This is a genomic window from Gordonia sp. (in: high G+C Gram-positive bacteria) (assembly GCF_012515855.1).
Lineage (GTDB): Bacteria > Actinomycetota > Actinomycetes > Mycobacteriales > Mycobacteriaceae > Gordonia.
The window spans coordinates 1-17,809 of the sequence record NZ_JAAYXO010000075.1; the positions used below are offsets into that span (position 1 = coordinate 1).

General features: G+C 67.6%; 19 protein-coding genes. 4 read left to right on the plus strand and 15 right to left on the minus strand.

Going from position 1 to position 17,809, the window contains the following annotated elements; genetic code table 11:
- From GX543_RS05245 to rsmD, 5 genes are all read right to left on the minus strand, one after another.
- A partial coding sequence (locus GX543_RS05245) for a ribonuclease III family protein (protein ID WP_290850320.1) occupies positions 1-500 on the minus strand: 500 nt, incomplete at its 3' end.
- Positions 497-1,045, minus strand: a complete 549-nt coding sequence (locus GX543_RS05250; RefSeq protein ID WP_290850321.1) for a DUF177 domain-containing protein — start codon at positions 1,043-1,045, stop codon at positions 497-499. The genes GX543_RS05250 and GX543_RS05245, both read right to left, overlap by 4 nt.
- Positions 1,046-1,090: 45 nt before the next feature.
- Positions 1,091-1,876: a DivIVA domain-containing protein gene (locus tag GX543_RS05255; RefSeq protein ID WP_290850322.1), complete on the minus strand. Its 786-nt coding sequence runs from the start codon at positions 1,874-1,876 to the stop codon at positions 1,091-1,093.
- 112 nt (positions 1,877-1,988) lie between these two features.
- Complete coding sequence (gene coaD, locus GX543_RS05260) at positions 1,989-2,477, minus strand: pantetheine-phosphate adenylyltransferase (RefSeq protein ID WP_290850323.1); 489 nt, start codon at positions 2,475-2,477, stop codon at positions 1,989-1,991.
- A 36-nt stretch (positions 2,478-2,513) separates the two neighbouring features.
- The gene (gene rsmD / locus GX543_RS05265; protein WP_290850324.1) at positions 2,514-3,059 is read right to left on the minus strand and encodes a 16S rRNA (guanine(966)-N(2))-methyltransferase RsmD; all 546 of its coding nucleotides are present in this window, start codon (positions 3,057-3,059) and stop codon (positions 2,514-2,516) included.
- An 83-nt stretch (positions 3,060-3,142) separates the two neighbouring features.
- Between rsmD and GX543_RS05270 the strand changes: the two genes are divergently transcribed.
- From GX543_RS05270 to GX543_RS05285, 4 genes are all read left to right on the plus strand, one after another.
- Positions 3,143-4,045 carry a Sir2 family NAD-dependent protein deacetylase gene (locus GX543_RS05270; RefSeq protein WP_290850325.1) on the plus strand — a complete coding sequence of 301 codons (903 nt, stop codon included), beginning with the start codon at positions 3,143-3,145 and terminating at the stop codon, positions 4,043-4,045.
- Between the two features lie 106 nt (positions 4,046-4,151).
- Complete coding sequence (gene ectA / locus GX543_RS05275; RefSeq protein ID WP_290850326.1) at positions 4,152-4,679, plus strand: diaminobutyrate acetyltransferase; 528 nt, start codon at positions 4,152-4,154, stop codon at positions 4,677-4,679.
- Between the two features lie 33 nt (positions 4,680-4,712).
- Positions 4,713-5,993: a diaminobutyrate--2-oxoglutarate transaminase gene (ectB, locus tag GX543_RS05280; RefSeq protein ID WP_290850327.1), complete on the plus strand. Its 1,281-nt coding sequence runs from the start codon at positions 4,713-4,715 to the stop codon at positions 5,991-5,993.
- Positions 5,990-6,412, plus strand: a complete 423-nt coding sequence (locus GX543_RS05285; protein WP_290850328.1) for an ectoine synthase — start codon at positions 5,990-5,992, stop codon at positions 6,410-6,412. Before ectB ends, GX543_RS05285 begins: the two co-directional genes overlap by 4 nt.
- Positions 6,413-6,504: 92 nt before the next feature.
- Here the strand turns inward: GX543_RS05285 and proB are convergent, their stop codons facing one another.
- The 10 genes from proB to GX543_RS05335 form a co-directional block, all read right to left on the minus strand.
- On the minus strand, positions 6,505-7,668 hold the full coding sequence (gene proB, locus GX543_RS05290; RefSeq protein WP_290850329.1) for a glutamate 5-kinase: 1,164 nt from the start codon (positions 7,666-7,668) through the stop codon (positions 6,505-6,507).
- Complete coding sequence (gene obgE, locus GX543_RS05295; protein ID WP_290850330.1) at positions 7,655-9,172, minus strand: GTPase ObgE; 1,518 nt, start codon at positions 9,170-9,172, stop codon at positions 7,655-7,657. Before obgE ends, proB begins: the two co-directional genes overlap by 14 nt.
- Before the next feature lie 106 nt (positions 9,173-9,278).
- On the minus strand, positions 9,279-9,542 hold the full coding sequence (rpmA, locus tag GX543_RS05300) for a 50S ribosomal protein L27 (protein WP_290850332.1): 264 nt from the start codon (positions 9,540-9,542) through the stop codon (positions 9,279-9,281).
- 35 nt (positions 9,543-9,577) lie between these two features.
- On the minus strand, positions 9,578-9,889 hold the full coding sequence (gene rplU / locus GX543_RS05305) for a 50S ribosomal protein L21 (protein ID WP_066169262.1): 312 nt from the start codon (positions 9,887-9,889) through the stop codon (positions 9,578-9,580).
- 222 nt (positions 9,890-10,111) lie between these two features.
- The gene (locus GX543_RS05310) at positions 10,112-13,525 is read right to left on the minus strand and encodes a translation initiation factor IF-2 N-terminal domain-containing protein (RefSeq protein WP_290850336.1); all 3,414 of its coding nucleotides are present in this window, start codon (positions 13,523-13,525) and stop codon (positions 10,112-10,114) included.
- Positions 13,526-13,840: 315 nt separating this feature from the next.
- Positions 13,841-14,257 (minus strand): nucleoside-diphosphate kinase, encoded by a 417-nt coding sequence (gene ndk, locus GX543_RS05315; RefSeq protein WP_290850337.1) that lies wholly within the window; start codon positions 14,255-14,257, stop codon positions 13,841-13,843.
- A gap of 85 nt (positions 14,258-14,342) precedes the next feature.
- Positions 14,343-14,798: a hypothetical protein gene (locus GX543_RS05320; protein WP_290850339.1), complete on the minus strand. Its 456-nt coding sequence runs from the start codon at positions 14,796-14,798 to the stop codon at positions 14,343-14,345.
- A 67-nt stretch (positions 14,799-14,865) separates the two neighbouring features.
- Positions 14,866-15,264 carry a DUF4233 domain-containing protein gene (locus GX543_RS05325; protein WP_290850341.1) on the minus strand — a complete coding sequence of 133 codons (399 nt, stop codon included), beginning with the start codon at positions 15,262-15,264 and terminating at the stop codon, positions 14,866-14,868.
- Positions 15,261-16,670, minus strand: coding sequence for a folylpolyglutamate synthase/dihydrofolate synthase family protein (locus GX543_RS05330; protein WP_290850343.1), 1,410 nt, complete (start codon positions 16,668-16,670; stop codon positions 15,261-15,263). Before GX543_RS05330 ends, GX543_RS05325 begins: the two co-directional genes overlap by 4 nt.
- Positions 16,667-17,809 (minus strand): class I tRNA ligase family protein (locus GX543_RS05335; protein WP_290850344.1); only part of this gene is annotated, 1,143 nt, incomplete at its 5' end. The genes GX543_RS05335 and GX543_RS05330, both read right to left, overlap by 4 nt.

Below are 17,809 nucleotides of genomic sequence, written 5' to 3' on the forward strand. Positions count from 1 at the left end.
GAGGTCTTCCAGTCCAGGCCGGCACCGAGGCGCCCGGAGCGCTCGATGATCGGCTCGAAGAGATTCATGATCACTCGCTTGGACACCTCGATCCCGTGATCGAGGAAGATGGCGCCGAACAGCGATTCGAGGCCGTCGGCCAGGATCGACGCCTTGTCGCGTCCGCCGGTGAGTTCCTCGCCGCGTCCCAGTCGCAGGTGGCTGCCGAGGCCGCCCTCGCCGAGTCCGCGGGCCACGTCGGCGAGCGCGTGCATGTTGACCACGCTCGCGCGGATCTTGGCGAGCTCGCCCTCGGGGCGATCGGGAAAGCCGAGGTACAGACGTTCGGTGACCACCACGCCGAGGACCGCGTCGCCGAGGAACTCCAGACGCTCGTTGGTCGGAAGGCCGCCGTTCTCATAGGCGTACGACCGGTGCGTCAGCGCCAACTCGAGAAGATCGGCGTCGACGGGGACGCCGAGGACGTCGGTGAGGAGCGTGGGGTCGGGACGCTTGCTCACTTCTCCCCGCCGGTCTCGTCCATGCGATCGGCCAGCTTGGCCCAGCGCGGATCGATGATGTCGTGCCCGTGATCGGGCTCCGCGTCGGCGAGCTTCACCCCGCATTCCGGGCACAGGCCCGGGCAGTCATCGGTACAGAGCGGCGAGAGCGGCAGATCGGTCGCGATGGCGTCGATGACGATCTGCTCCAGATCAATCTTCTCGTCGACGATCCGTTCGACTTCCTCGTCCTCTTCCGCGGTGCGATCGGTCTCGCTGTCGGGGTAGACGAACAGTTCCGTCAGGAACACCGAGATGTCCTGATCGATCGGGTCCAGGCAACGACTGCACTGGCCTTCGGCGTGGCCGCCGAGGGTCCCGGTCACCAGGATTCCCTCGGACACCGATTCGAGACGGAGGTCGAACGCGATCTTCTCTCCCGCCGGAATCCCGATCATCTCCGCGCCGATGCGCTCGGGTGCGTCGAAGGACCAGGCCTTCTCAGTCAGCGAGCCGGCGCGCCGCGGCACCGACCGGACGTCGATAACGAATCCAGAATCAGTCACTCAAGCCATGTTACTGCGTCGGTGCGGGTCGCCAACCGAGGCCGGTCAGCCCGCCATCTGCGCGGGACCGGGCATGCCCTCGTCGACACCGTGGGGGTACTCGACGTAGTCGTGCACACCGGCACCGGTACGGAGTTGCTGACGTCCGCGGTTCACCGAACGGAGCGTCCCGGTGAGGATGTCCTCGAAGTCGGCGAGCTTGTCGTCGACGTAGACGTCGCAGTCGCCGCGCAGGCGGTCCGACTCGGCGTGGGCCGCATCGACGATGCGTTCGGCCTCCGACTTCGACGCTGCGACCACCTCCGACTCCGACACGAGACGTTGCTGCTCGACGATGCCGTCCGAGACCGACTTGTTGTAGCTCGCGTTGCCGGCTTCGACGACGCGTGCCGCCTCGGCGCGAGCGCGGCCGGTCACGGCCTCGTACTCGCGGTTGGCACTGTGCTCCAGGCGTTGCGCCTCGTCGTTGGCATCACCGATGATCGCGTTGGCATTGTTGGTCGCCTCGTCGATCATCCGGTCGGCGCGGGCCTTGGCCTCGGCCATGATGCGATCGGCTTCGGCGCGCGCATGCGCGACCATCGCCTCGGAGTCGTTCTCGGCGCCGGTGATCATCCGGTCCGACTGCTCGCGGGCATTGGCCACCAGTGTGTCGCGCTCGTCAAGCACATCCTGGGCGTCGTCCAGTTCACCCGGCAAAGCGTCGCGCAGGTCGTCCATCAGTTCCAGGACGTCGCCGCGAGGAACCACGCACCCGGCGGTCATCGGCACGGTGCGCGCCTCTTCGACGATCGCGACCAGCTCGTCGAGCGCTTCAAATACGCGGTACACGATTTCTCCGATCCGGCTCAGCCTCGGTACGGCGGCCATTGATATCTCTGAGGCCATTGTGCCGAATGTTGCGGCTGTGACTGAGGAGGCGGACCGGGCGTGTCGCGGAGGGTCAGGCCTTGCGGACCCCCGCGATCCGATCGTGCAGCGCATCGTGAATCGGGCCGGAGAGATACGGACGCACATCGCCGCCCAACTTCGCGACCTCCTTCACCAGCGAACTCGAGACGTGCGCGAACCGCGGGTCGGTGAGCATGAACAGGGTCTCGCAGCCCGTCAGCTCCCGGTTCATCTGCGCCATCGGGATCTCGTACGCGAAGTCGGTCTCCGACCGCAGGCCCTTGACCATCGTGTCCGCGCCTTCCGCGGTCAACAGGTCGACCACGAGTCCGGTCCAGCTGCGGACCTCGACATTCGGCAGGTCGGCGCAGTCCCGTTCGATGAGAGCGATGCGTTCGTCGACGGTGAACATCCCCTGCTTGTTGGGATTGACCACCACGGCGACGATCACCCGATCGAAGCGCGCGGCGGTCCGCTCCACCACGTAGCGGTGGCCGAGCGTGAAGGGATCGTACGAGCCGGGGCAGACAGCAGCAGTCATGTCTGCTGAATCTACTTGGATGCCGAGGGTCCGGAGTCAGCGGCTCGCCAAGACGACGACGCTGTCGCCGTACTGCTTGGCCGCGACTTCTTCCAGCCCGGCCGGCCACGTGACGTCGTCGCTGCGCCGGCCGCGCTCCACGACCACCCAGCCCTCCGGCGAGAGCAACGACGACAGCGCAGCGAGAACCTGATTGACGTCCTCGGTCGACACCTCGTACGGCGGATCGAGAAAGATCAGGTCGAACTCACCACTGGGAGCGGCGATGAACGATTCGACGCTGCGGTTGACGATGCGCACGCGCGCCGCCGCCCCGCACACCCCGATGTTGCCGCGGAGGACCCCCGCCGCGCGGCGGTCGGATTCCACGAGCACCGCCGACGCCGCCCCTCGCGAGACCGCCTCGAGACCGAGCGCGCCGCTGCCCGCGTAGAGATCGAGGACACGCATGTCGGACAGGTCCATCCGCGAACCGAGCATGGAGAAGACCGCTTCCCGCACGCGATCGGACGTGGGACGGGTGGTCTCGGCCGGAACGGAGAGCCGACGACCGCGGAACTCTCCGGCAATGATTCTGGTCATATCGCCGTCCATCCTAGTAGGCGCCGTCGACGCCCATCAGCGGACTCCGCCCCGCAGACCTCCCGCTCCGTACCCTGGTGGGCATGAGAACTCGAAGCACCGCGTGGACTCCGGCACCGGCCACGGTGGCCGACTCCGATCCGACGCGACGCGCCGAGGAACTCGCCGAACTACTGACGGGCCGCCGCACCGTCGTGCTCACCGGAGCGGGGATCTCGACCTCCTCCGGCATCCCCGACTATCGCAGCCCCGGCTCCCCGTCCCGGACGCCGATGACGATCGACGCGTTTCTGGCCTCCTCCGAGAACCGGCGACGGTACTGGGCGCGGAATCATCTCGGCTGGCGCCACATGGATGCCGCCCAGCCGAACGCCGCGCACCGAGCGATCACCACGCTCCAGACACAAGGGGTCGTCAGCGGGGTCATCACCCAGAACGTCGACATGCTGCACATGAAGGCGGGGTCGCACGCGGCGATCGACCTCCACGGCTCCTACGCCCGCGTGCGCTGCCTGGACTGCGGATCAGTCCTGTCCCGCCACCGCCATGCCGAGGCGCTAGAAGCCGCCAACCCCGGATTCACTCGTCGGGTGGTGTCGCGGGGCGCCATCGAGGTGGCGCCCGACGCCGACGCAGCGCTCGAGGACATCGGCGACTTCGTGATGCTCGACTGCGCCGAGTGCGGCGGCATCCTCAAACCGGACATCGTGTACTTCGGAGAAGCAGTTGCGAAGGAGTTGGTCGAACACGCCTACGCGTTGCTCGACGAGGCCGACGCCCTCCTGATCGCGGGTTCCTCACTCACCGTGATGTCGGGCCTGCGATTCGCCCGCCGAGCGGCGTCTACCGGCAAACCGCTGTACATCGTGAACCGTGGAGGAACCCGCGCCGACGACCTCGCCGAACTCAAGATCGACCATCGCTGCGAAGTGATCCTGCCCGCCGTCGCGACCCTCATCGAGACCCCGCGTTGCACCCGAGTGTGACATATGCCACACAGCTTGGTTGAACTGCGCAAAGGTTGAGCGTCGTCGCACCAATATTCGATCGACCATGACTTTCATCTGATGGGCCGATAACGTCGAATGCGTCATGAAACCGAATACGAAGTCCCCGGAAACAGACACCGGAAACACGGTCGCCTTCCGTCGACCGCGGGCCCGTGACGGAAAACGGATGTGGGAGATCGCTCGCGATTCACGAGTACTGGACGTTAATTCGCCCTATTCCTACGTCCTATGGTCACAGGATTTTTCCGAGACCTCGATCGTGGCCGAAGTCGACGACCATGTCGTCGGATTCGTCACCGGTTATCGTCGCCCCGCAGCCCGCGACACCCTCATGGTGTGGCAGGTGGCGGTCGATGAAGCGCAACGCGGCAAGCAGATTGCGAAACGAATGCTCTGCGAGTTGTTCGACTACTGCGCGCCGACCGGCGTCGTCGCCATCAACACGACGATCAGCCCCGACAACGAGGCATCTCAGCGACTGTTCGCAGGCGCTGCCCGAGCCCTCGGCCTGCATTTTGAACGCGAGCCGTTCTTCAGCGCGGATCTCTTCCTCGACTCGCACGAGCCCGAAGATCTGTATCTGCTCACGCCGGCGCAAACCACTGTGTGACGCCGACAAAACACACGAGGATTGACTCGAACAATGATTATTGAAACTGCAATGGACGACCGAACTTTCACCAAGCACGAATCTGAAGTCCGCTCCTACTGCCGCGCCTGGCCGGCCGTCTTCGACACCGCGCAGGGCAGCTGGATCACCGACGTCGACGGGAATCGTTACCTCGACTTCTTCGCCGGCGCCGGCGCACTCAACTACGGGCACAACAATCCCGCGCTGAAAAAGGCACTCCTGGAATACATCGCGGGCGACGGGATCACCCACGGACTCGACATGTCCACCCGCGCCAAGGGCGAGTTCCTGGAGACCTTCGCCGCCAAGATCCTGGCACCGCGCGGCCTCGACTACAAGGTCCAGTTCCCCGGCCCCACCGGCACCAACGCCGTCGAGTCGGCCTTGAAACTGGCCCGCAAGGTCACCGGCCGCGAAGCCATCATCAACTTCACCAACGCCTTCCACGGCATGACGCTGGGATCGCTCGCCGTCACCGGCAATGCGATGAAGCGCAACGGCGCGGGCGTGCCGCTGGTGCACACCACCCCGATGCCGTTCGACAACTACTTCGACGGCGCCGTGGAGGACTTCGCCTGGTTCGAGCGCGTGCTCGACGACTCCGGTTCGGGTTTCAACCGCCCGGCAGGCGTCATCGTCGAGACCGTACAGGGCGAGGGCGGCGTCAACGTCGCGCGCGCCGAGTGGCTGCGCGGCCTGGCCGACCTCTGCAAGCGCAAGGACATCCTGCTCATCGTCGACGACGTGCAGATGGGCTGCGGCCGCACCGGCGACTTCTTCTCCTTCGAGGAAGCGGGCATCGTCCCGGACATCGTGACGCTGTCGAAGTCGATCGGCGGTTACGGTCTGCCGATGGCCCTCACCCTGATCCGGCCCGAGCTGGACGTGTGGGAGCCCGGCGAGCACAACGGCACTTTCCGCGGCAACAACCCCTCGTTCGTCACCGCTACCGAGGCCATCAACGAGTTCTGGTCGGACGACACGCTGTCGGTCCAGATCAAGGCCAAGGGCATGGAGATCGCCCAGGCGTTCGACGAGCTCTGCAAGCGCCACGAGGGTCTCTCGCACCGCGGCCGCGGCATGGTCCAGGGCCTGGTCTTCGAGCAGGCCGAACTCGCCGACCGCGCCTGCGAGATCGCCTTCGGCAAGGGCCTCCTCGCGGAGACCTCCGGACCGAACTCCGAGGTCGTCAAGCTGCTGCCGCCGCTGACCATCACCAGTGAAGAACTCGCCCAGGGCCTGGCCATCCTCAGCGACGCCGTCGACGAAGCCATCAAGGAGCACAACGCATGATCGTCCGCACTACCGATGAGATCACCGGCACCGAGCGCGAGGTGGCCGACCCGCTGGGCAACTGGGTCTCCAAGCGCATCGTGCTCGGTGGCGACGGTGTCGGGTTCTCGTTCCACGAGACCACCATCGCGGCGGGCTCGGTCAACGAGTTCCACTACGCCAACCACATCGAGGCGGTCTGGTTGGTGGAGGGCAAGGGCACGCTCCTGGATCGGGAGACCGGCGAGAGCTATCCGCTGGCTGCGGGCAGCATGTACCTGCTCGACGGCCATGAGCGCCACACGGTGATCGTCGACGAGCAGATGCGCATGATGTGCGTGTTCAACCCGCCCGTCGTCGGCACCGAGGTGCACGACGAGAACGGCGTCTACCCTCTGGTCCCCGTACCGGTCGGCGACGCCAAGCACCGCCGGGACTGACTACCGGCTCAGCTCTCACGGACTGACCAAGCACAGCGAGTCGGAACTCTTTCACGGGAGTTCCGACTCGCTTCGTTCGTTTCTGCGCGGCGCTAGTTCACGGGGACCAGATCGTCGGCGTGCACAATCGCACGCTGCAGGTCCTGCGGCAGATCGGCGGTGGAGCGGCCGATCATCGTCGCCACGGCCTCGGCGTCGTACGACGTGACTCCCCTGGCTCGAATCCGCCCGCCCACGTCCAGCAGTTCCACGACGTCGCCGGCCGAGAAGTCACCGGACACCGCGGTCACCCCCGCGGGCAGCAACGACCGCCGCCGCCCGCAGACCGCTTCCACGGCGCCGTCGTCCAGAGTCATCGAGCCGAGGGCCTCAGCAGCGTGTCGAACCCAGAATCGGCGTGCCGACAACCGCGACGGGCGCGCCTGGAACACGGTGCCGACGGAGGCGTCCGAGAGCGCCGCACCGGCCTGCGAGGCCGCAGCCAAGAGCACCGGCACCCCGGAGTCCGCGGCCAGTCGCGCCGCCGCGAGCTTGGACGCCATGCCGCCGGTGCCGAGCGCCCCGCCCGAGCCTGCGATCACCCCGTCGAGGTCCTCGGGACCGTCGACCTGGTCGATCAATCGAGCGGGCAGCCCGTCGGGGCCGGGCTTGCGCGGATCACCGTTGTACAGGCCGTCGACGTCCGACAGCAGCAGGAGCGCATCCGCCGACGCCAGGTGCGCCACCAGCGCCGCGAGTCGGTCGTTGTCTCCGAAGCGGATCTCGTTGGTCGCGACGGTGTCGTTCTCGTTCACCACGGCCACCGCGTGCAGCGCCCGGAGTCGATCGAGGGTGCGCTGCGCATTGGCGTGATGCGATCGGTTCGACACGTCGTCCGCCGTCAGGAGCACCTGCCCCACCACCCGGTCGTAGCGGGCGAACGAGGTGCCCCAGGCGTGAGCCAGGCGCAGCTGCCCGACGCTCGCCGCGGCCTGTTTGGTCGCGAGGTCGCGGGGCCGCTTCTTGAGCCCCAGCGGCGCGATGCCCGCCCCGACGGCACCCGACGACACCACGATCACATCCGAGCCGGCCCGCATCCGCGCCTCGAGGGCGTCGACGAGCGCATCGAGACGGGCGTAGTCGATGCCGTCGACCATGTCGGTGACGGCGGACGAGCCGATCTTGACGACGATGCTGCGCGCATCGACGATCTGCTGCCGCGCAGCGCTGACCTTTCCGGTCACCGGTTGCGCGGCCGAGGCGTCACTCGTCGACATCGGCGTGGTCGGCGACCAGATCGTCGTCGGTGTCGTCGTCCGAACCCCAGCCGAGTTCGGTGTCGTCGCTGGCCTCGCGGCGCATCTTGCGAGCGATCTTGCGATCGGCAGCACCCACGCGGTCGTTCTGCTCCAGGCGGATGTCCGTACCGCGTCCGGTGACCGGAACGGCGTCGCCCATCGGCGTCGACGGCTGCCAATCGAAGGTCATGCTGCCGATCGTCACCGAACAGCCGGGCTCGGCGCCGCGCTTGACGAGTGCGGCCTCCACCCCGAGACGATTGAGGCGATCGGCGAGGTAGCCGACGGCCTCGTCGTTCTCGAACTGCGTCTGGCGCACCCAGCGTTCGGGACGCGAGCCGCGGACGATGAAGCCGCCCTCGATCTCCGGATCGTCGACGATGGTGAAGTCGGCCTGATCGATCGCCTTCGGTCGGATCACCGGACGCCGTGCGACCGGCTTGGCATTCTCGGCTCGATACTTGCGGACCATGTCGGCGAGCGCATACGTCAGCTCCGACAGTCCCTTGTGAGCGACCGCCGAGATGCGGAAGACGGGCCACCCGCGCTCAGCGATCTCGGCTTCGACGATGTCGGCGAGATCGGCAGCGTCCGGGATGTCGATCTTGTTCAAGATGACGACGCGAGGCCGGTTGGCCAGGTCGCCGAGCGAGTGGTCCTCGTCGAGCGCCGGCTGATAGGCGGCGAGCTCCGCCTCGAGCGCGTCGATGTCGGATACCGGGTCGCGTCCCGGCTCCAGCGTCGCACAGTCGACGACGTGCGCGAGCACCGCGCAGCGCTCCAGGTGCCGGAGGAAGTCCAGGCCCAGGCCACGTCCCTCGGACGCCCCGGGGATCAGGCCGGGTACGTCGGCGATCGTGAAGACCTCGGCGCCCGCGGTGACCACTCCCAGATTCGGGGCGAGCGTGGTGAACGGGTAGTCGGCGATCTTCGGTTTGGCCGCCGACAGCACGGAGACCAGCGACGACTTGCCCGCAGACGGGAAGCCGACCAGGCCGACGTCGGCGACGGACTTGAGCTCGAGCGTCAGTTCTCGCTCTTCGCCGTACTCTCCGAGGAGCGCGAAGCCAGGCGCCTTGCGGGCCCGCGAGGCGAGCGCGGCGTTGCCGAGTCCTCCGCGACCGCCCTCGGCCGCGATGAACTCGGTACCCGCACCGACCAGGTCGGCCACGATCTCGCCGTCGGCGTCGATCACGACCGTACCGTCGGGCACCTTGAGGATGAGATCCTCGCCGGTGCGACCGGCGCGGTTGCCGCCCTGCCCCGGCTGCCCATTGGTCGCGCGGGCGTGTGGCCGGAAGTGGAAGTCGAGGAGGGTGTGCACCTGCGGGTCCACGACCAGCTTCACGTCGCCGCCACGACCGCCGTTACCGCCGTCGGGGCCGCCCAGCGGCTTGAACTTCTCGCGATGGACAGATGTGCAGCCGTGGCCGCCGTTACCGGCCGTGGCGTCGATCTTCACGCGGTCGACGAAGCGTGACATGTACGCCCCTTCCTCGAAATCTGTAGAAATACGAAAAGAGGGCGGGTCTGGGCGCTGTGCGACCCTACCCGCCCTCTCTCAAAGAGCTATGAGTTCCGTAGCCGGGTCAGACTGCGACCGGCTCCGGGACGATGTTCACGGTCTTGCGACCGCGCTTCACGTCGAACTTGACTGCGCCTGCAGCGAGGGCGAACAGCGTGTCGTCCTTGCCGCGGCCGACGCCGACGCCGGGGTGGAACTTGGTGCCGCGCTGGCGGACCAGGATCTCGCCTGCGTTGACCTGCTGGCCACCGAAGCGCTTCACACCCAGTCGCTGGGCGTTGGAATCGCGACCGTTCCGGGTGCTGGACGCGCCCTTCTTACTTGCCATCTGACTGTCCTCCTAGAGGTTCGAAACGAGCGAGACTACTTGATACCGGTGACCTTGAGCACCGTCAGCTGCTGACGGTGGCCCTGGCGCTTGTGGTAGCCGGTCTTGTTCTTGTACTTGTGGATCCGGATCTTCGGGCCCTTGACGTGCTCGAGAACCTCACCGGTGACCGAGACAGCGGCCAGCTTGTCGGCGTCAGTGGTCAGATTTGCACCATCGACGACCAGCGCCACGGGCAGCTGCACAGAGCTGCCGGGCTCGCCGTCGATCTTCTCGACCTTCACAATGTCGCCCTCTGCGACCTTGTACTGCTTACCGCCGGTCTTGACGATCGCGTACGTTGCCATGCCGCTGTCCTCTTACTCGTCTCATCAGGCCGGATTATGCAGGTCAATCTGCTGATCCGGCGTACTTTGGTGTGTGTGGTTCCGAGCAACCTCAGCCCGTGAACCCCTCCCGATGCTGCGCGCAACGATGCACGCGCCTGCGGGAGGCGACCTGTCAAGGCTACGGTACCGCGCCTGTCCAGGTCAAACTCTCGGCGCGCGGGGTGCGCGCCGAGAGCAAAGTCACTCTCCGCTGGGCGGGGCACCTGCCGAGCGACGTCCGCTCCGGCGTCGCGCTGAACGCTTGACCGCCACGATCGGTTCGCTCGACTGTGCCGCGACCGAGGTCACCGGCGTGGCCGGAGCCGCGGTTTCCACGGGTTCCGGCGCGGTGGTCGGCGCTGCTGCGCGGCGAACCGCACGACGGCGCTGCCGCGTCACGACGCCCGGCTGCGGCTGTCCGGTCTCGGCCTTCGCGGTTTCGGCCTTCACATTGTCGCCGCGCTCGGCTTCGGGGTTCCCAACCTTGGGCGTCGGCGCCGTCTCAGCAGTCGCCTCTTCGACCGCGACCGTCTCGGTCTCGGTGACAGTGACCTGCTCGACGACCGCCGCGACCTTCCCTGAAGCAGGCGTACTCGCGGTAGTCTCCCCTGCCGGCTGCTCGGCCTCGCCGTGCTCCTCGGGATGCGCCATCGCCCGGAACATCGGGTGCTCGGCCGCAGGCTTGTGGGCTGCCTTCGCGTGCTGCGCCCCCGACTGCTGCTGGCTCTGCTCATCCGACTGCTGCGTATCGGACGACTGCTGCCCCGACTGCGACTCGCCACCGCGACGCCGCGACCGCCGGGACCGGCGAGAGCTGGTGTCGCCGCCTCCCCCGCGGTTCGCGTCCTCCGGCGCACGCACCTCGACGGGATTGGTGTGGACGATCACGCCGCGACCCGAGCAGGCGGTGCAGGTGGTCGAGAACGCTTCGAGCAGACCGGTGCCCAGACGCTTGCGCGTCATCTGGACCAACCCGAGCGAGGTGACCTCCGAGACCTGGTGCCGCGTACGGTCACGGGCCAGCGCCTCGGTGAGTCGACGGAGAACCAGGTCGCGGTTCGACTCCAAGACCATGTCGATGAAGTCGACGATGATCATGCCGCCGATGTCGCGCAAACGCATCTGCCGCACGATCTCTTCGGCCGCTTCGAGGTTGTTGCGCGTGACGGTCTCTTCGAGGTTGCCGCCCGAACCGGTGAACTTGCCGGTGTTGACGTCGACCACGGTCATGGCTTCGGTGTGCTCGATGATCAGCGTGCCACCCGACGGCAGCCACACCTTGCGGTCCAGGGCCTTGGCGAGTTGCTCGTCGATCCGGTGCACCGCGAACGAGTCGGGTGCGTTCGAATGGTCCTTGACGAACTGCTCGAGCCGCTCCGCGAGGTCGGGCGCCACGTCTCCGACGTAGCCCGAGACCTGTGCCCACGCGCGGTCACCCTCGATCACGAGCTTCCGGAAGTCTTCGTTGAAGATGTCGCGGACCACCCGGACAAGCAGGTCGGGCTCCTCGTAGAGGGCCTTCGTGGTGCCCGCGGCCTTGGCCTTGTGCTCTTCGGCGGCAGCCTCGATGCTCTTCCACTGCGCTTCGAGTCGCTCGATGTCCGACCCGAGATCCTCGGCACTGACCCCCTCGGACGCGGTGCGGACGATGACGCCGGCCTCCGCGGGGACCAGCTTCGCCAGGATCTGCTTCAGCCGACGGCGCTCGGTGTCCGGAAGCTTGCGGCTGATGCCGGTCGACGTCCCGCCCGGAACGTAGACCAGGTAGCGGCCGGCGAGCGAGATCTGGGTCGTGAGGCGGGCGCCCTTGTGCCCGATCGGGTCCTTGCTGACCTGGACCAGCACGTGGTCGCCGGGCTTCAGCGCCTGCTCGATCTTGCGCGAACCGCCGTCGAGGCCTGCGGCCTCCCAATTCACCTCACCGGCGTAGAGGACGCCGTTGCGTCCGCGACCGATGTCGACGAAGGCAGCCTCCATGCCCGGCAGCACGTTCTGCACGCGACCGAGATAGATGTTGCCGACCATCGACTGCGAGGTCTCCGTCGTCACGAAGTGCTCCACGAGCACGCCGTCCTCGAGAACAGCGATCTGCGTGTAGTCCTCGGTCGGCGCGGCGTGCGGCTCAGCCGAGGTGACGGCGCTATGGGCAGCGCGTTCCCGCACCACCATCACGCGCTCCACCGACTCGCGGCGAGCCAGGAACTCCGATTCGGTCAGGATCGGCGGACGACGACGTCCGGCGTCGCGACCGTCGCGACGACGCTGCCGCTTGGCTTCCAGCCGCGTGGAACCCGAGATGCCCTGCACCTCGTCACGCACTCGCTTGGTCCGGGGCTCACGCTCGTGAACGACCGTGTTCGGCGGGTCGTCGGTCGACGCTGCTTCGTCGGAGTCCGAACCGGCGCGGCGACGACGGCGACGGCGGCGACGCTTGCTCGACGGCACCGAGGCATCGTCGTCCGCCGCGTCGGCGTCGGTGTCGTCGGCGGATGCCTCCTCGGCGTCGCCCGACTGCGCATTCTGGTCGCCTGCAGCAGCCGAGTCCGACTCGGAGTCGCTCTGGTCGGAAGCCTGGTCACCGTGGGAGTCGGTCGACGCGGTCTCGTCGTCGCTCGAGTCGGTGCTGGTCGAGTCGGTACTGGTCGAGTCGGGGCTGGTCGAGTCGGGCTCGCCGTCGGCGCCCTGGTCACCGCGACCGCGACCGCGACCGCGACGACCGCGACGACGACGCCGCGAACGGCTCTCGCCCTGCTCGTCGGTGGCGGTCTCGTTGTCCGAATCCCCGTTGTCGGAGTCGCCGTTGTCGGAGTCGCTGTTGTCCGAATCCCCGGCGTCGGACGTAGTCGAATCCGTCGCGGGCTCCGCGTCGGCCGTCTGCTCGACGGGCGCGTCGGCCGCGACAGGCGTCTGTTCGACGGCCTCGGCCGGTGCGGCAGCACTCTCGGCCTCGATCGCCTCGGGCTTCTCGTCGGTGGCCACCGACTCCGCCTCCGCGGCGCTATCGTCAGCCTTGGCCTTCTTGCCCGACTTCTTGCCGCCGGACTTCTTACCGTTCTTCTTGCCGTTCTTCTCGGCCTTGGTGCCTGAGTCCTTGGTGCCTGCGTCCTTGGCGTCGCCCGCGGACGAGTCATTCGACTGCTCGGCGGCGTCGGTCGGCGTGTCGTCGGACTTCGCGGCAGCGGACTTGCCCGCCGACTTCTTGGCGGCCGACTTGGACCCGGCAGCCTTCTTCGCAGCCTTCTTGTCGGCCGGCGCGCTCGCGGACAGGAACAACGGGGCCGTTGCCTCGGCCTGCGCCGACGCTACGGGTTCTACGGGCTCCACGGCGGAGAACAGCGACGCCTGCGGCGCCGCCGGAGCAGCATCCTGATCGGGCGTCTCGGCGGCGGCTTCGCCACCGTCGCCGGCAAGGCGCAGCTCGACGGCGTGTGCGTCGGCCCGCGAGATGGACGACTGCGCGGTGCGCGCCGTCACCCCCATCTCCTCCAAATGCCCGAGCACCTGCTTGCTGGTCAGACCCAGCGTGCGCGCAAGCGCGTGAACACGGAGGCGTAGGGGAAATTTTTCCGCTGACTGATCCGCCGAAGCGTCAGTCGGCGACCCGTTGTCGGTCACGTGATCTCCTCAAGAACCCCCGGGCGCGTCGAACGAAACAACGCGGCCACGCGAGGGCCTTTTCAATGTGTGCCGGTCGGTACGACCGGGTGTTATGTGGTCTTCGCGTCGTCTGACGCCTTGCTTGACGCAGGCCTCGGGCCGCAGCCGGACTCCTGTGGGAGTCGGACGGAACCGGGTACCTCAAACTGGCTGTGCGTCGATCGTCGGCACCAAAGCGTGATGCCAGCGACTTGGCAAGTATCCCACATCACGGGGCTGTCCCCGTACACGAGTGGCGAAAAGGTCCTCGCGCGCCACGCTGCGAGGGGTGAATCAGGAGTTCAGAGCGGGAAACCAGAGAGCAATTTCACGAGCGGCCGACTCGGGCGAGTCGGATCCGTGCACGATGTTGAACTGGGTCTCCAGGGCGAAGTCACCGCGGATGGTGCCCGGCGTCGCCTTCTCGACGGGGTCGGTGCCGCCGGCCAGCTGACGGAATGCCGCAATCGCACGGGGTCCCTCGACGACTGCCGCGACCAGCGGCCCGGAGGTGATGAACTCCAGGAGGGATCCGTAGAAGGGGCGCTCGGCGTGCTCGGCGTAGTGCTGGCCCGCCACCACCTCGGTCACGGTGCGCAGCTCGAGCGCGGCCAGGTGCAGGCCCTTGCGCTCGATACGGGCGATCACTTCGCCGACCAGTCCACGCTGGACGCCATCGGGCTTGATGAGGACGAGAGTCTGTTCAGTCACGGAAGACACTGTAATCGAGCGCGTCGATACCGCGCGTGGCGAGTGCCCGAGCATTGGCGGGGACGGCGCTCGGGGCCGCAACCGGCTACTGCGGACAGTACTTCTTCTCAATGGCGAAGAAGCCGTAGTTGAAGAGGCCGCCCGCACCGTCGGTGCCGTCGATGATGATCTGCAGGCACGCGCCCGGAGTCTTCGCCGCCGCATCCAGCTCACGCTTGAGTGTTGTGGCCATGGCCCGGTTGGCCGCCGAGTAAGCGGGTGGGACCGGCAGGTTCGCGATCACGGCGTCGGCGCCTCGCGATTCGAGCCAGAGCGTCGCCGACCGGGTGGCGAGGTACCCGATGGCCCCCTCGCGAACCGGCATCGGGAAACTGGGGGTGGCTTCTTCCACCACCTCGGACGGACTGACCGATGTACTGGGTGCAGCGGATGCCGTCGAGCTCGGCATGGCCATCGGCGCCACCGTCGCCAGAGCGGCGCCCGTCGCGACGACAACGGCCGCCCTGCGAATCCGACGCCGGACATCACTGAAACTTCTCATGGTCACCATCGCCCTCCAGTGTCCGGGTCCGGGCACGGGAAGTCCATTCGGCGCGCAGGCGGGCCCGCTACTCGGTGATCGCCTGCTGGCCCGGGAGCCGCCCCTGCTCGATGCGCTTGGCGACATCCCGCTTGATGTACGCGATGTAGATCCACACGCAGGCGAAGACCGCACCGACGACGGCGATGGACCAGTGGATGAATCCTCCGCCGATCACGAACAACTGCATCACCAGGTTGATCTCGAGCGCATGCGGTTTGCCCTGTCTGCCCGACAAGAGCAGCAGGATCAGGGTCACGATGCCGAGGTAGAGACCCGACGCCCAGGTGACGCCGTTCGGCGTCAGCTTGGCGACCACCGGGAACGCGAGCGCGACGACGATGACCTCGAGGATCAGCGTTCCCGCCATCACCCCGCGAAAACCCTTCCAGGGATCGGTGGGTGGCGGGGTGAACTGCGCGGTCATGACGGCTCCTTGCCGAAAAGGGTACGACCGGCTCCCGCGGTGACGACGGAACCGGTGATGATGACTCCCGCGCCGGCCACGGTGCCGTGCTCGTCGGCCTCCTCGGCGAGGGCGATCGCGGCATTGACCGCGTCAGGCAGGAACGGCTCCACGACCACGCGCTCGTCGCCGAACACGTCGTTCGCGATGTCGGCGAGGGCGTCGGTGTCGAGCGCACGGGGCGAACCGTTGTTGGTCAGGACGACGGCGTCGAGCACCGGTTCCAGTTCGGTGAGCACGCCGCGGGCGTCCTTGTCACCGAGCACGCCGACCACACCGATCAGGCGCCGGAAGTCGAACTCGGAGACCAGCGCCTGGGCCAGCGCTCGAGCGCCGTGAGGGTTGTGTGCGGCGTCCACGAACACACTCGGTGCACTGCGGACCCGCTCCAGCCGCCCGGGACTGGCGACGGCGGCGAACCCCTCGCGGACGGCGTCGACATCGAGTTGGCGGTCGGCGCCCGCACCGAAGAAGGCTTCGATCGCGGCCAGCGCCAACGCGGCGTTCTGCGCCTGATGCGCGCCGTGCAGGGGCAGGAAGATCTCGTCGTACACGCCGCCGAGCCCCTGGATGGTGAGCAACTGCCCGCCCACCGCGGTGGCTGCTTCCAGCACGGAGAACTCGGAGTTCTGTCGGGCGATGATGGTTCCCGCCTCCACCGACGCGCGAAGCAGGACGTCGGCCACTTCCGGTTCCTGCGGCGCGATCACGGTGATCGGATCCATCGGGAGCACCGCATCGGTGGGGCCCGGTTTGATGATCCCGGCCTTCTCCCCCGCGATCGCGGTCAGCGTGTCGCCGAGGAAGTCGGCGTGATCCATCGCGATCGGCGTGATCACCGCGACCTGACTGTTGATCACGTTGGTCGCGTCCCAGCGGCCGCCCATGCCGGTCTCGACGACCGCCACCTCCACCGGAGCCTCCGCGAAGGCCGCGTACGCGATGGCCGTGAGGACCTCGAACTTGCTCATCCGCGGACCGCCGCTCGCAGTCGACGAATCGTCGACCATCGTTACGTACGGCTCGATATCGCGGTAGGTGTCGACGTAGGTGCGCGCCGAGATCGGCGCGCCGTCGATCGCGATGCGCTCGGTCACCAGCTGCAGATGCGGGCTGGTGATCCGACCGGTCCGACGATGGAAGGCCTGCAGCAGCGAGTCGATCATCCGCGTCACCGACGTCTTGCCGTTGGTGCCGGCGACGTGGATGGCGGGGTACGCGTGTTGCGGATTGCCCAGCAGTTCCATCAGGGCGACGATGCGCGTCAGCGACGGCTCGATCTTCGTTTCCGGCCACCGGGTGTCGAGCTCGGCTTCCAGCGCGTGGAGTTCGGCGACGTCGTCGGCCGAATCCGGCAGGCCGGTCACTGCGCGTCCAGCGCGGCGAGCTTGGCCTTGAGCCGCTCCACCTCGGCGATCGCCAGCTCCTGACGGGCCTTGATCTTGGCGACGACCGCATCGGGCGCCTTCGACAGGAACTGCTCGTTGCCGAGTTTGCCGGTGGTGCCCGCCAGTTCCTTCTCCGCCGCGGCGAGGTCCTTGGCCGCGCGCTTGCGCTCGGCTTCCACGTCGACGGTCCCGGAGGTGTCGATCGCGACGGTCGCGGTACCGGCCGACAGGCGGACCTCCACGGTGGCGGTCGCGGCGAACTCGTCACCTGCGGACTCCAGTCGGGCCAGCGAATCGAGGTACGCGCGCTGGTCGGCCAGGCCGACGGCGTCGAGACCCTCGACGGTCGCGGCCACCCGCTGGCCCGGGTTCAGCCCCTGGTCGCTTCGGAAGCGGCGGACCTCGGTGATCAGCTTCTGCAGGTCGTCGATCCGGGTCGCGGCGACGGCATCGCGCTTAGCACCCGACGGGATCGGCCACGTTGCGATGACGATCGACTCGCCGCCGGTCAGCGCCTTCCACAGCGTCTCGGTCACGAACGGCATCACCGGCGCCAACGCGCGCAGCAGCGGCTCGAGCACGTTGCCCAGGACCAGCCCGGTGTGGGCGGCACGGTCGCTGCCCTCGCCGACCTGCACCTTGGCGAGCTCGAGGTACCAGTCGCAGAACTCGTCCCACGCGAAGTGGTACAGCGCCTCGCACGCCTTGGAGAACTCGTAGCTCTCGAAGCCCTCGTCCACCTGGGCCAGGACCTCGTCCAGGCGATCGAGGATCCAGCGGTCGGCGTCGGTGAGCTCCTCGCGCGCCGGCAGGTCGTCGCAGCGGGCGCCGTTCATCAGCGCGAACTTGGTGGCGTTGAACAGCTTGGTCGCGAAGTTTCGCGAGCTCTGCGCGTGCGACTCACCGACCGAGATGTCGCTGCCGGGGTTGGCGCCGCGGGCCAGGGTGAAGCGCAGCGCGTCGGCGCCGAACCGCTCCACCCAGTCGAGGGGGTCGATGCCGTTGCCCAGCGACTTGGACATCTTGCGGCCGTGTTCGTCGCGCACCAGGCCGTGGAGGTACAGGTCCGTGAAGGGGACCTGCGGGCGCCCGTCGGTGCCCTCACCCAGGATCTCCGC

What these genes read in the sequence shown, in the direction of transcription:
- coaD (WP_290850323.1), bottom strand. Translation starts at nt 2,477, where the DNA reads ATGACTGCTGCTGTCTGCCCCGGCTCGTACGATCCCTTCACGCTCGGC.
- rsmD (WP_290850324.1), bottom strand. Translation starts at nt 3,059, where the DNA reads ATGACCAGAATCATTGCCGGAGAGTTCCGCGGTCGTCGGCTCTCCGTT.
- GX543_RS05270 (WP_290850325.1), top strand. Translation starts at nt 3,143, where the DNA reads ATGAGAACTCGAAGCACCGCGTGGACTCCGGCACCGGCCACGGTGGCC.
- ectA (WP_290850326.1), top strand. Translation starts at nt 4,152, where the DNA reads ATGAAACCGAATACGAAGTCCCCGGAAACAGACACCGGAAACACGGTC.
- ectB (WP_290850327.1), top strand. Translation starts at nt 4,713, where the DNA reads ATGATTATTGAAACTGCAATGGACGACCGAACTTTCACCAAGCACGAA.
- GX543_RS05285 (WP_290850328.1), top strand. Translation starts at nt 5,990, where the DNA reads ATGATCGTCCGCACTACCGATGAGATCACCGGCACCGAGCGCGAGGTG.
- proB (WP_290850329.1), bottom strand. Translation starts at nt 7,668, where the DNA reads ATGTCGACGAGTGACGCCTCGGCCGCGCAACCGGTGACCGGAAAGGTC.
- obgE (WP_290850330.1), bottom strand. Translation starts at nt 9,172, where the DNA reads ATGTCACGCTTCGTCGACCGCGTGAAGATCGACGCCACGGCCGGTAAC.
- rpmA (WP_290850332.1), bottom strand. Translation starts at nt 9,542, where the DNA reads ATGGCAAGTAAGAAGGGCGCGTCCAGCACCCGGAACGGTCGCGATTCC.
- rplU (WP_066169262.1), bottom strand. Translation starts at nt 9,889, where the DNA reads ATGGCAACGTACGCGATCGTCAAGACCGGCGGTAAGCAGTACAAGGTC.
- GX543_RS05320 (WP_290850339.1), bottom strand. Translation starts at nt 14,798, where the DNA reads ATGAGAAGTTTCAGTGATGTCCGGCGTCGGATTCGCAGGGCGGCCGTT.
- GX543_RS05325 (WP_290850341.1), bottom strand. Translation starts at nt 15,264, where the DNA reads ATGACCGCGCAGTTCACCCCGCCACCCACCGATCCCTGGAAGGGTTTT.